This is a genomic window from uncultured Pseudoalteromonas sp., from assembly GCF_963922945.1.
Lineage (GTDB): Bacteria > Pseudomonadota > Gammaproteobacteria > Enterobacterales > Alteromonadaceae > Pseudoalteromonas.
On the sequence record NZ_CAWUKC010000100.1, the window covers coordinates 1 to 13,175 of the forward strand.

13 protein-coding genes are annotated in these 13,175 nt (G+C 41.0%); 9 read left to right on the forward strand and 4 right to left on the reverse strand.

What is annotated here, in order from left to right:
• Positions 1-138: 138 nt before the first annotated feature.
• Genes AABI99_RS16020 through rph form a run of 3 tightly spaced genes read right to left on the reverse strand, consistent with a single transcriptional unit; the run spans position 139 to position 1,949 of the window.
• Positions 139-522, reverse strand: coding sequence for a diacylglycerol kinase (locus tag AABI99_RS16020; RefSeq protein WP_338367089.1), 384 nt, complete (start codon positions 520-522; stop codon positions 139-141).
• 56 nt (positions 523-578) lie between these two features.
• Positions 579-1,223, reverse strand: a complete 645-nt coding sequence (gene pyrE / locus AABI99_RS16025) for an orotate phosphoribosyltransferase (RefSeq protein WP_004588247.1) — start codon at positions 1,221-1,223, stop codon at positions 579-581.
• A 12-nt stretch (positions 1,224-1,235) separates the two neighbouring features.
• Positions 1,236-1,949, reverse strand: a complete 714-nt coding sequence (gene rph / locus AABI99_RS16030; RefSeq protein WP_337849172.1) for a ribonuclease PH — start codon at positions 1,947-1,949, stop codon at positions 1,236-1,238.
• Between the two features lie 163 nt (positions 1,950-2,112).
• Between rph and AABI99_RS16035 the strand changes: the two genes are divergently transcribed.
• The 6 genes from AABI99_RS16035 (at position 2,113) to AABI99_RS16060 (ending at position 8,493) form a co-directional block, all read left to right on the forward strand.
• Positions 2,113-2,973: a YicC/YloC family endoribonuclease gene (locus AABI99_RS16035; RefSeq protein ID WP_338367090.1), complete on the forward strand. Its 861-nt coding sequence runs from the start codon at positions 2,113-2,115 to the stop codon at positions 2,971-2,973.
• A gap of 115 nt (positions 2,974-3,088) precedes the next feature.
• Entirely contained in the window at positions 3,089-3,709 is a 621-nt protein-coding gene (gene gmk / locus AABI99_RS16040) for a guanylate kinase (protein ID WP_338367091.1), read from the forward strand.
• 114 nt (positions 3,710-3,823) lie between these two features.
• A complete protein-coding gene (rpoZ, locus tag AABI99_RS16045; protein WP_338367092.1) occupies positions 3,824-4,099 on the forward strand; it encodes a DNA-directed RNA polymerase subunit omega in 276 nt (91 codons plus the stop codon).
• A 127-nt stretch (positions 4,100-4,226) separates the two neighbouring features.
• Positions 4,227-6,332 (forward strand): bifunctional GTP diphosphokinase/guanosine-3',5'-bis pyrophosphate 3'-pyrophosphohydrolase, encoded by a 2,106-nt coding sequence (gene spoT / locus AABI99_RS16050; RefSeq protein ID WP_338367093.1) that lies wholly within the window; start codon positions 4,227-4,229, stop codon positions 6,330-6,332.
• A 12-nt stretch (positions 6,333-6,344) separates the two neighbouring features.
• A complete protein-coding gene (locus tag AABI99_RS16055; RefSeq protein WP_338367094.1) occupies positions 6,345-6,737 on the forward strand; it encodes a RidA family protein in 393 nt (130 codons plus the stop codon).
• Positions 6,738-6,885: 148 nt separating this feature from the next.
• A complete protein-coding gene (locus AABI99_RS16060; RefSeq protein WP_338367095.1) occupies positions 6,886-8,493 on the forward strand; it encodes a FapA family protein in 1,608 nt (535 codons plus the stop codon).
• A gap of 24 nt (positions 8,494-8,517) precedes the next feature.
• Here AABI99_RS16060 and asnA read toward each other — a convergent pair whose 3' ends face one another.
• Positions 8,518-9,513, reverse strand: a complete 996-nt coding sequence (gene asnA / locus AABI99_RS16065; RefSeq protein ID WP_338367096.1) for an aspartate--ammonia ligase — start codon at positions 9,511-9,513, stop codon at positions 8,518-8,520.
• Between the two features lie 195 nt (positions 9,514-9,708).
• Between asnA and asnC the strand changes: the two genes are divergently transcribed.
• From asnC to recG, 3 genes are read left to right on the forward strand one after another with little or no spacing between them, the layout of a single operon-like run.
• On the forward strand, positions 9,709-10,167 hold the full coding sequence (asnC, locus tag AABI99_RS16070; protein ID WP_004588258.1) for a transcriptional regulator AsnC: 459 nt from the start codon (positions 9,709-9,711) through the stop codon (positions 10,165-10,167).
• 41 nt (positions 10,168-10,208) lie between these two features.
• Positions 10,209-10,895, forward strand: coding sequence for a tRNA (guanosine(18)-2'-O)-methyltransferase TrmH (trmH, locus tag AABI99_RS16075; RefSeq protein WP_338367097.1), 687 nt, complete (start codon positions 10,209-10,211; stop codon positions 10,893-10,895).
• A 60-nt stretch (positions 10,896-10,955) separates the two neighbouring features.
• The gene (gene recG / locus AABI99_RS16080) at positions 10,956-13,037 is read left to right on the forward strand and encodes an ATP-dependent DNA helicase RecG (protein WP_338367098.1); all 2,082 of its coding nucleotides are present in this window, start codon (positions 10,956-10,958) and stop codon (positions 13,035-13,037) included.
• Positions 13,038-13,175 lie beyond the last annotated feature (138 nt).

Genomic DNA, 13,175 nt, shown 5'->3' on the forward strand with positions numbered 1-13,175 from the left:
AACAGATCAACCCTTTTTTGAAGAAAACTTAAAATAAATGACTGTTCGTTGAGTAATTGAGCTAAACACGCTAAAAATACAACATAAGTATCATTTTTTTAACATTAAAGCCGCGTTAAAGTCGTTTTACGACCGAGTTTAGTTAAACAGCTTAATGTATAGGCTTGCACCCCAGACGATCAATAAGATCATTAATGAGAGTGTCACCGCAGCAGATCCCATATCCTTAGCACGTCCTGATAACACATGGTGATCTGTGCTTACGCGGTCGGTTAATGCCTCTATGGCAGAATTAAGTAGCTCTACAATTAAAATGATCAACAATGTGCTTACTAATAGTGCCCAATGTAATACTGATGAAGCTAGCCAAAAAGAAATGGGTAGCAAAATAATACTCAGCAGAAGCTCTTGTCTAAAGGCGGCTTCTTCTTTAAAGGCTGCTTTAAAACCAAGGTATGAACAATACGTTGCTTTGAATACACGCTTTATACCAAGGCCATTAGGTTTGAATACATCTTTCATTATGAGCTCTATCAACTGGGGTCAAAATAAAGCCCCGCAATTGCGAGGCTTTTTAGTTAGGCAATACCGTATTGATCTCGGTATGCTTTAACTGAGGCTAAATGCTCGTCCATTGTACCTTGACTCTCAAGGTAGCTAATAAGATCAGCTAATTTTACAATAGAGATCACTTTGGTATTAAAGTCGCGCTCAACCTCTTGAATAGCTGAAAGCTCAGCTTTACCTTTTTCTTGACGATCAAGTGCTATTAATACACCACTTAGGTCTGCGCCGTTATCGGCAATGATTTCCATTGATTCACGAATCGCAGTACCCGCTGTGATCACATCATCCACCAGCATAATTTTGCCCGTTAATGCAGAGCCAACTAATGTACCACCTTCACCATGTGCTTTTTTCTCTTTGCGGTTAAAACAATAAGGTACATCTTTGTCATGGTGATCTGCCAGCGCTACTGCAGTAGTGGTTGCAATAGGAATACCTTTATAAGCTGGGCCAAATAAAACATCGTATTCTATTGCTGCATCTTCAAGGGCTGATGCGTAAAAGCGACCTAAACGTGCTAAATCACGTCCTGTATTAAACAAGCCAGCATTAAAAAAGTATGGGCTAGTACGACCTGATTTAAGGGTAAACTCACCAAACTTTAAAACCTGCTTTTCTAAAGCAAATTCAATAAACTCTTTTTGATAATCTTTCATTAAGGTACTCGCTTATGCTAACGCTTGTTTTTGTACGTCGATGATTTCACGAATCGAATGCTTAGCTAATGTAAGTAGCTCATCTAATTCGTCGAACGAGAATGGTTCGCCTTCTGCGGTGCCTTGTACTTCAATAATTTTACCTGTTTCAGTTAAAATTACGTTCATATCGGTTTCGGCTTCAGAATCTTCAAGGTACTCTAAATCAGTAATAGGTTGACCTTTATAAATACCTACTGAAATAGCAGCAATCATGTGCTTAAGTGGATTAGAGTTAATCATTCCTTTAGCGCGCATATGTGTTAAAGCATCAACTAATGCAACGCATGCACCACTAATAGATGCAGTTCGTGTTCCGCCATCAGCTTGAATTACATCACAGTCAATTGTAATGGTATTTTCGCCAAGCGCTTTTAAATCAACGGCTGCTCTTAATGCGCGAGCAATTAAGCGTTGAATTTCCATAGTACGGCCGCCTTGTTTACCACGTGCTGCTTCACGTGCATTACGCGTGTGTGTTGAGCGCGGTAACATACCGTATTCAGCGTTGATCCACCCTTTACCTTGGCCTTTCATAAAACGTGGCACACCTGCTTCAACCGTAGCAGTACAAAGTACCTTGGTATTACCAAACTCAACAAGCACAGAGCCTTCAGCGTGTAATGTGTAGTTACGAGTAAATGATACCGGTCTAATTTGGTTAGGTGTTCTTTCGCTTGGACGCATTGACGATCCCCTTAATTCTGAATTTGCGACATTATAAGTGCATGTGCAGGTAGATGCCATGCTGATTGTAAAATATTCAGCGGAATAAATTTTCTCTAGAGGTTAAGTAGTGTTACGGTATAATCATCGCAATATTGTATTAATAAATTTTAGGAACTTATCCATGATCCACAGTATGACTGCTTATGCGCGTCGCGAAATTAAAGGCGATTGGGGCACTGGCACCTGGGAAATTCGTTCAGTAAACCAGCGCTACCTTGAAACGTTTATTCGCGCACCAGAGCAATTTCGTGGCATGGAGCCGGTAATTCGTGAGCGTTTACGTAAAAATTTACAACGCGGTAAAGTAGAAGTGTTTTTAAAATTTGTAGCCAACCCTGCACACGTAGGTGAGCTATCAATTAATGAGTCACTTGCAGAGCAACTAATAAATAGTGCTAAATGGGTGCAGCAACAAAGCAATGGTGACATTAACCCTGTTGATATACTACGCTGGCCTGGTGTAATGGAAGCACAGGAACTCGATTTAGACACTGTTAACAAAGCTCTTATAGCTGGCTTTGATCAAGTCGTTGAAGATTTTAAATCAGCCCGTGGCGATGAAGGCGCAAATTTAGAAGAAATGATCACCACTCGTCTTGATGCCATCCTAGAGCAAGTTACTGTTGTAGAAGGCCACTTACCAGAAATAGCAAAGTGGCAGCGTGAAAAGCTTAATCAAAAGCTGGAAGACTTAAAAACCGACATTGACGAATCTCGCCTTGAACAAGAGCTTATTTACCTTGCGCAAAAGCAAGATGTTGCCGAAGAACTCGACCGCTTAAAGTCGCACGTTAAAGAAACTAAAAAAATTCTTCAAAAAGGCGGAGCATGTGGCCGCCGTTTAGATTTTATGATGCAAGAGTTTAACCGCGAAGCAAACACCCTAGCCTCTAAGTCTATTAATAGTGATATTACTAATGCGGCCGTGGAGCTAAAAGTGCTCATTGAGCAGATGAGAGAGCAGATCCAAAATATTGAGTAACCGTACTTGTGTGCTACTTACTTGAGCATAATTAGTTAAATAAAGTACAATAGCGTAATTAAAGGCTTGGATTATTGATTTAGTCCAAGCCTGTTTATTTTAAGTAGAGAAAAATATGGCTCAGACTCGCGGAAACTTATTTATATTATCGGCGCCTTCAGGTGCGGGGAAATCTAGCTTAATCACGGCGTTATTAAAAAAACACGCAGATATGAAAGTATCAGTATCGCATACCACCCGAACCCCTCGCCCGGGTGAAGAAAACGCGGTGCATTATCACTTTGTAAGCGCCGATGAATTTAAAGCATTAATTGCCAAAGATGATTTTTTTGAATGGGCGCAAGTATTCGATAATTACTACGGTACTTCAAAGCAGGCTATTGAATCGCAGCTAGATGCAGGTATTGATGTATTTTTAGATATTGACTGGCAAGGTGCGCAGCAAGTGCGCGAAATTATGCCAAGCGTACAAACAATTTTTATTTTGCCTCCTTCAAAAGCAGAGCTTGAGCAGCGCTTAAATAACCGAGGCCAAGATTCTGCCGAGGTAATCGCTGGGCGTATGGCCAAAGCGCAATCAGAAACATCGCACTACGATGAATATGATTATGTTGTGGTTAACGATGATTTTGAAACCGCGCTTAGCAATATTGAAACCATTGTATTAGCACAACGTTTAACTTTAAAAGCCCAAGCTAATCGCCATCACGATTTAATTACAAACTTACTTGAATAGACCATTTATGCCCTTTAGCGGGAAAACTGGTAAAAATTAACCACTGGCTATTGGCGAAACAAGCTGCTTGCAGTAAACTACGCCTTTGCTTTTAAATTATTTTGGAGTGCTGAGATGGCTCGCGTAACAGTTGAAGATGCAGTAGATGCAATTGGTAATCGTTTTGACTTAATTTTAGTTGCGGCTCGTCGTGCCCGCCAAATTGCTGTTGGTGGTAAAGACCCACTAGTAGACGCTGAAAATGATAAACCTACCGTTATCGCTCTGCGTGAAATCGAAAAAGGTTTAGTTGATAGTTCATCAATGGACGTTATTGACCATGAAGAACAACAACACCAAGAAGCAGCTGAACTAGCTGCCGTTGCTGCTATTGTTGGCGGTAATCAATAATCAACCACCCGGCTTGATTTAGTCAACGGCTTAGTATTTGTACGCTAGCCGTTGGCAATCCCCTCTTTTCATCGTATATTCTATTACTTACCGTTACTTATTGCTTCACGAGAACATTGGAGTGTGAATGTATCTTTTTGAAGGTCTTAAAAAGAAAATATCTGAATACTTGCCTACTGCAGAAGTAGAGCTAGTGCAAAAAGCCTACGTGGTAGCCCGAGAGGCTCACGAAGGGCAGACTCGCTCAAGCGGCGAGCCTTACATTACTCACCCTGTTGAAGTAACTCAAATTCTTGCTGGTATGCACCTTGACCATGAAACGCTTATGGCCGCGCTAATGCACGATGTAATTGAGGATACCGACTTTAGCCAACAGGACTTAGCCGAAATATTTGGCGATACGGTTGCCGAACTTGTTGAAGGGGTAAGTAAACTCGATAAACTCAGCTTTAAAGACAAAAAAGAATTTCAAGCTGAAAACTACCGTAAAATGATCATGGCAATGACCCAAGATATTCGGGTTATTTTAATTAAGCTGGCCGATCGTACACACAATATGCGCACATTAGGCGCTTTGCGCCCTGATAAGCGCCGCCGTATTGCTCGTGAAACACTTGAAATTTACGCACCAATAGCAAACCGTTTAGGTATTCACGATATTAAAAATGAACTTGAAGATTTAGGTTTTCAGGCTTTATATCCTATGCGTCATCGTGCACTTAAATCTGAAGTGGCTAAAGCGCGTGGTAATCGCAAAGAAGTTATTTCTAATATTCAAACCGAAATAGAAGCACGCCTTGAAGAATCAGGTATTAAAGCAACAGTCTCTGGTCGCGAAAAGCACCTTTATAGCATTTATAAAAAAATGCTAAATAAAGAGCTGCTATTTAATGAGGTAATGGATATTTACGCTTTTAGAATAAACGTAGATGCCATGGATACCTGTTATCGTGTGCTCGGTGTTGCGCATAACCTGTATAAACCAATTGAAACACGTTTTAAAGATTACATTGCCGTACCTAAAACGAATGGCTATCAGTCTTTACACACCTCATTAGTTGGTCCACATGGTATTCCGGTAGAGATCCAAGTACGTACGCATGATATGGATCATATGGCCGACAAAGGGGTTGCTGCGCACTGGATGTATAAAAAAGCCGGTGATGGTGCAGGTAATACCGCGCAGCAACGTGCTCGCCAATGGATGCAAAGCTTGCTAGAGCTTCAACAAAGTGCCGGCTCGTCATTCGAATTTGTCGAGAACGTTAAAACTGAGCTATTCCCAGAAGAAATATACGTATTTACCCCCGATGGCCGCATTGTAGAGCTGCCAATGGGCGCTACCGCGGTTGATTTTGCTTACGCAGTGCATACTGATGTAGGTAATACGTGTGTAGGGGCAAGAGTAAACCGTAAACCTTACCCGCTAAGCAAAGCCTTAGATACTGGGCAAAGTGTTGAAATTATTACCAGCTCGGGTGCACACCCTAATGCAACATGGTTAAACTTTATAGTTACAGGTAAAGCTCGTTTAGGGATAAGAAACTACCTTAAGAGCCAACACCAAGAAGAAGCATTGTTATTAGGCCGCCGCTTACTCGATTCTGCCTTGGGTGAAAATAAGCTCGACAGCATTGCCGATGAAAACATAGCCCGCGTACTCGAAGAGCACGAGCTATCTACCGTATTAGAATTACTGGTAGAAATAGGCGCAGGTAACTTAATGAGCGTATTAATCGCTAAACGCTTATTGCAAGAAGAAAGCGACGACTTGTCAGATATTAGCAAACAAGCCAAAGCAACCATTATTGGTACCGAAGGCATGTTGGTTAATTATTCCAAGTGTTGCCGACCTGTACCTGGGGATGCCATCACTGCACATATTAGCCAAGGTAAAGGGCTTACGGTTCATCGCCAAGAATGTAAAAATATTCGCGGCTGGGAAAACGAACGCTCAAAATACCTGGTTGTAAAATGGGATGACAATCCAGAAAAAGAATATATAGCTGCGCTACGAGTGGAAATAATTAACCACCAAGGGGCTTTGGCTAAACTCACAAATGTTGTTGCTACAACGCAAGCCAACATTGTTGAGATCACCACCGACGAAAAAGAAAGTAATTTATATGTGATAGACTTGGGCGTTACCGTTAAAAACCGTGTCCATGTTGCTAATATTATGCGCCGCATTCGTGTGATGCCTGATGTGCAAAGAGTCTATCGTAAAAAGTAAAATAGGAAACTCATGAATAAAGCATTTATTTCTACCGAAAAAGCACCTGCTGCTATCGGCACTTATAGCCAAGCGGTTAAAGTAGGTACTGCCGTTTATTTATCTGGACAAATTCCACTTGTACCAGAAACTATGGAAATGGTTTCAGAAGACTTTAGCGAACAAACACATCAAGTATTTAAAAACATTACAGCGGTGTGCGAAGAGGCAGGCGGCAAAATCCAAGACCTTGTTAAGATTAATATTTACCTAACTGACTTATCAAACTTTGCCACAGTTAACGAGGTAATGAGCCAATATTTCAAACAGCCTTACCCCGCTCGTGCAGCGCTAGGCGTTCGCGCTCTTCCCAAAGGCGCTCAGATTGAAATTGATGGCATTATGGAATTACCATCAACTAATTAATACATATAGAGCTATAAATTTTTTTATAGCTCTAATTTTACAGCCAACCTTTGTTTACCTCCCTTTCTTGACTCACATGTAAATATCTAGCACTCTGTAAACACGCATAAAATCAACCTTAACTTTAGTAGTAGAAAAGGATTAACTAGTGTTTAAGCTTGCCAATAATGGAAACGTATTACTTGATGTAAGTAAACACGCTCCACCTAGCGCCGCATTTATCATTGATGCACTTGAGAAGTCGACGTTTTGCGAATGCAAAATTAACCACGAGGCTATTAATGATTTTTTTAAAGCGCAAAATAATGAGCCAACTTTGGTTGTAGCAAGTAAGCACGATGCATCGCTTGTGGTCACGTTAAGTGAAGATAAAATGCAAGCCATAGGTGAGCTTACTTTAGCTTACGGCGGAAAAACACTTTCATTAGAAGAGGGTAAAAAGCAACTTATAAAGGCAGGCGTTATACGTGGCTATAAACAAGCTTTTTTAGAACAGCTTTTAGATAAACAATTTAATTTACCTCCAGGCACAGTAGTAAAAGGAACTTTAGCTAAAGGGCGCTTGCCAGCTGAAGGGATGCCAACAAAATTTGTGACTATGGTAGAGACTCTCAAAGATCGGCTAAACACTCCCAAAGTGATGGAAGATGGCAGTGTTGATATGCGTGATTTTGGAAAGCTCGCAAGTGTAGAGCCAGGTACAGTTTTGATTCGCCAGCAGCCTGCTACTCCGGGTAAAGAAGGGTTTACTGTTGTAGGCGATATATTGCCAGCTAAACCCGGAGAGAATAGAAAACTTGTTGCAGGCGAAGGGACTGAAATATCAAAAGTAAATCCGCTTGAACTGCTTTCTACAACTGCGGGTGTCCCTGTTGAGTTGCCCAATGGCATGCGTGTTGATGATATTTTTACTATTTCGGATGTAGGTGTTAAAAGTGGTCACATTGATTTTGAAGGCAGCGTTATTGTTACTAAAAACATAGACCCTGGCATGCGAGTAACAGCAAAAGGCGATATCACGGTGTTTGGTACGGTTGAATCAGGGGAGTTGACGGCAGGCGGTAACATCACTGTGAAACAAGGGATTATTGGCCATCAAAAACTCGAAGATAAATCATTATCGTGCTCAATTAAAAGCGAAGGGGATATTCATGTATCCCACGCCCAGTATTGTTATATACAGGGCAATAATATTTTTGTAGACCGCCAAGCCAGCCATTGTACTATTAAAGCTAAACACTTATTACAAGTTGGCCAAACAGAGTTACCCAAGGGGAAAATTTTTGGTGGAGAGATTCTCGACGCAACCGTATTAATTGCTGGCGAAATAGGTAATGAATCAGGTGCTAAAATGGCAATTAATTTAGCCGCTTCTGGCGCTGAAATAACTGCCGATACAGATAACTGCTTTAAAGACTTAGCTAAAACCGATGAACAGCTTGATACTCTTCAAACCGCATTAGAAAAAGCAGATAAAGTAAAAGATATAGAAAAGAAGAATCTGCTTATTAAAAAAATTGGCGCAACACAACAACATTACTGCCAACAAGCTGAGCAGCTAGAAAAAAAGTTATCTAGCCTAGATAATGAGCTACACGATCTACTTAGCGATGCAAACCTTGTTGTTAATACTTCATTACACTCAGGGGTAGAGATCCATATTTTTGATAAAGTACTAAAAACGACCCGTAACTACCCGCCTTGTAATATAAATCTGCAAAATAATAAAATAGAAATAGACTTTAAAACTCACTAGGGCGCACTCAGCGCCCTTTAAAACTTATAATAGCCCGCTTACCGCTTCATGCATTTGCTTAGGCCATACACCTACTTGCACTTGTCCAATATGCTGCTTTTGCAGTAATAACATTGCTAAGCGCGATTGCCCTATTCCGCCGCCAATTGTTTGTGGAAATGCCTCTTCTAACAACGCTTTATGCCAATCGAATGCTAGGCGTTCTTCATCGCCTGTGATGCTCAATTGCGCTTTTAATACATCAGGGCTTACACGAATACCCATAGATGATATTTCAAAGGCATCTTCTAACACGGGGTTCCACACCAGAATATCGCCATTTAATCCTGTGTATCCGTCAACCGTTCGGGTCGACCAATCGTCGTAATCTGGAGCGCGTACATCATGGATTTTACCATCACCTAACACACCACCAATACCAATTAAAAATACCGCGCCGTACTCTTGTGCAATGGCTTTTTCGCGTTGCTTTGCGCTAAAGTCGGGGTACATTTTGCGTAACTGTTCACTGTGAACAAAGGTGATTTCACTGGGTAAAAATGGGGCTATACCAAAGTTATCACTTACAAATTGCTCTGTTTGCTTAATGCCAGTGTAAATGGCGTTAACTGTGTCTTGTAATGTAGAGAGCGTGCGCTCAGTACGTTCGCAAATTACTTTCTCCCAATCCCACTGATCAACATAAACAGAATGTATTGGGCTCAAAGAGTCTTCATCTGGGCGCAGCGCTTTCATTTGCGTGTAAATGCCCTCACCTACAGAAAACTCGTAAGTCGCCAGCGTTTTACGCTTCCATTTAGCAAGTGAATGAACCACTTCATACGTACTATCGCTAATTGCTTTAACTTTAACAGCCACTGCGTTTTCGTGACCGCTAAGGTTATCTTGCGTGCCATCGCCTACCTTTGCCAAAATAGGCGCCTGCACTTCTACTAACCCAAGTTGTTGCTCTAATTGCTGTGAAAAGAACTGCTTAACTTTGCTTATTTGTTGCTGCTGCTGCACATAGTGTGAACTCATAATAATTGGCCTCATTCCCAGTTATTGTTACTTGCTGATTACGAAAAAGCCCCTAAACGGCGCCTTTAATGAGGTTAATTTAACGATTCAAAGATTTAATTCAATAACCCACAATAAAAATAGCTTTAATATATAAAATCAATTAATTTAAACACTATAAAAATATAGATTCACTAATTTAAGTAAGAAAAATCCATGGAAAATTATCAAATCGATAATCTCGATAAACAGATACTTCACGCTTTAATGGCCAATGCCCGTACAGCCTATGCAGAGTTAGCCAAACGGTTTGCCGTAAGTGCAGGCACAATTCACGTACGCGTAGAAAAAATGAAACAAGCAGGCATCATTACCGGCACCCAATTAAGTATTAGTACAAAGCAACTCGGTTACGATGTATGCTGCTTTATTGGTATTAACTTAAATAATGCGCGCGACTACCCAGAAACACTAATTAAGCTTGAAGCATTAGAAGAAGTCGTTGAAGCTTATTATACAACGGGTAACTACAGTATTTTTATAAAGGTAATGGCCAAGTCTATCGACCACTTGCAAGATGTTCTTATTAATAAAATACAAGCTATTGAAGCAATTCAGTCAACCGAGACGCTAATCTCATTACAAAACCCAATTAGCCGCACTGTAATGCCTTAACTAATAAAATTACGTATAATTATTAAAAAAAGAGGATCACCATGCAGCAAAATCGCTACCAACGAATTAAAGACGTGCTATTACGTCGCCAAACAGATTTAACGGTTTGCTTAGAAGAGGTACACAAACATCATAACCTCTCGGCTATTGTAAGAAGTGCCGATGCCGTGGGCTGTCATCACGTGCACGCTGTTTGGCCAGAAAACCAAAAATGGCTAACAAATAACACCTCTGGAGGCAGTAAAAATTGGCTAGAAACACATTTGCATAAAAATATTGATGATGCCGCAGCTATGATGCGAGAGCATAATCCAGATGTGCAAATATTAGCAACACACTTGAGCGAAGATGCTGTTGATTTTAGAGAAATAGATTACACAAAACCGACTGCTATAATAGTTGGCCAAGAAAAAACCGGTATTTCTGAGCAAGCACTTAAACACGCCGATCAAAATATTATTATTCCTATGCAAGGCATGGTGCAATCACTTAACGTATCTGTTGCTGCTGCCCTTATTTTGTTTGAAGCACAGCAGCAACGAGAAAAGGCAGGGCTATATAAGCGCGATATGCTAAGTGAAGAGGTTAAACACCCTATGTATTTTGAAGGCTGTCACCCAGTTATTGCTAAACAATGCAGATTAAAAAACTTACCTTATCCACCACTTGATGAGGAAGGAGAAATAATCGCCACTGAACAATTTTGGCATGCCTTAAAACATGCTTGATGCTTAGCAAGCCTGTGAGTACACTTAACTCATTCACAAATAAACAGATTTGAGTCTACATTGTCTAAACCTAGCTTAAGCCATTACCCTATTACAGAACTTAAAGGGGTAGGTCCGAAAATGGCCGATCGCCTTCACAAGCTAGGTATAGCTACCGTGCAAGATATGCTCTTTCACTTGCCGTTACGCTATGAAGATCGTACTCGTATTTATGCTATCACCGATGTTGCCTTGCATAGCCACTGCTCTGTTGAGGCGACTATAGAATCTAGCCAAATAACCTTTGGTAAGCGCCGTATGTTGGTAGTACAAATAAACGATGGTACAGGTAGACTCACTTTACGTTTTTTTAATTTTACCGCAGCGCAAAAAAACGCATTTTGCACAGGAAAAATAATTCGCTGCTTTGGCGAAATAAGACGTGGGCGCGTTGGCCTTGAAATGAGCCACCCAGAATACAGCATCAGCGACACCCCAAATGAGCAGCCAACAGCTACAACACTCACACCTGTTTATTCAACCACCGAGGGCTTAAAACAACTATCAATCAGAGCGTTGAGTGAACAAGCAATAAATTTATTACATAAGTATTCTGTACAAGAGCTCATACCCGAAAAATGGCAACCTTCTCATATGCAATTAAGTGAAGCTTTACTGTTACTTCATCGCCCGCCAAATGATGTAGATGTAATTTCACTTGAGCAAGGTACTCACCCTGCGCAGCAGCGCTTAGTGTTTGAAGAACTACTTGCACAAAATCTGAGCCTATTAAAAGTACGTGAGCAAGGGCAACAAGTTAACGCAGTTTCTTTAGTACCGACAAACCCATTAGAAGAACAGTTTTTAAAACAGCTCCCCTTTGCGCCGACCAATGCACAAAATAGAGTAGTAGCCGAAATTAAAGGGGATTTACAGCACCCCTACCCCATGATGCGATTAGTACAAGGTGATGTAGGCTCAGGTAAAACACTGGTTGCCGCATTAAGTGCATTGACAGCAATAGCACAAGGTTTTCAAGTTGCACTAATGGCGCCTACAGAAATTCTCTCTGAGCAGCACGACATAAATTTTAAACAGTGGTTTGAAAATCTTGGAATCGAAGTTGCCTGGCTTGGTGGTAAAACAAAAGGGAAAGAGCGCGCTCATACACTTGAAAAAATAGCCTCAGGCGAGGCGCAAATGATAGTGGGTACACATGCTTTATTTCAAGAAGAAGTAAAATTCAATAACCTTGTGCTTATCATCATCGATGAGCAACATCGTTTTGGTGTTCATCAACGCCTCTCTCTGCGTGAAAAAGGCAAATTTGGGAATTGTTACCCTCATCAGCTAGTCATGACTGCAACACCCATTCCGCGCACATTAGCGATGACGGCTTATGCCGATTTAGAAACCTCGATAATAGATGAGCTTCCACCTGGGCGTACACCCATAACAACTGTTGCTATACCTGATACACGCCGAGACGATATAATAAACCGTGTTAAATTAGCCTGTAACGAGCAAGGTAGGCAAGTTTATTGGGTATGCACCCTAATTGACGAATCAGAAGCCCTACAATGCCAAGCAGCAGAAGACAGCGCATTACAATTAAAAGAAGCATTGCCAGAACTTAATGTCGGATTAGTTCATGGTCGTATGAAAGCTGCAGAAAAACAAGTAATCATGAGTGACTTTAAAGCAGGTAATATTAACGTACTTGTGGCAACAACAGTAATAGAAGTGGGTGTAGACGTACCTAATGCCAGTTTAATTATTATAGAAAATCCAGAACGTTTAGGGCTCGCACAATTGCACCAGTTGCGAGGCCGTGTAGGGCGAGGAGCCACCGCCTCTCATTGTGTGCTTTTATACCATGCACCACTATCTCACACTGCTCAAAAACGTTTAGGCGTATTAAGAGATAGTAACGACGGCTTTGTCATCGCAGAGCGCGATCTCGAAATACGTGGGCCAGGTGAAGTGCTTGGTACTAAACAAACTGGCTTAGCCGAATTTAAAATAGCGGACCTTACTCGCGACAAACACACACTAAATCAAGTCAGGCCTATTGCACAGCAAATGCTAAAACAAAACCCCGACCTTGTAGACCCTTTAATTCATCGCTGGCTAGGTAATAAATCTAATTACGCTCAGGCGTAATTATTCTAAAACACTTACAATATGTCTTTCGCTTGTTCTACTGATGCTAAAAGAATCCCTAAATAACTGCTGCGCATTTCATTTTTTACAGATGTAAAAAAGCCCGACTCTTTCGAATCGGGCTTTCTTGTATTTGGA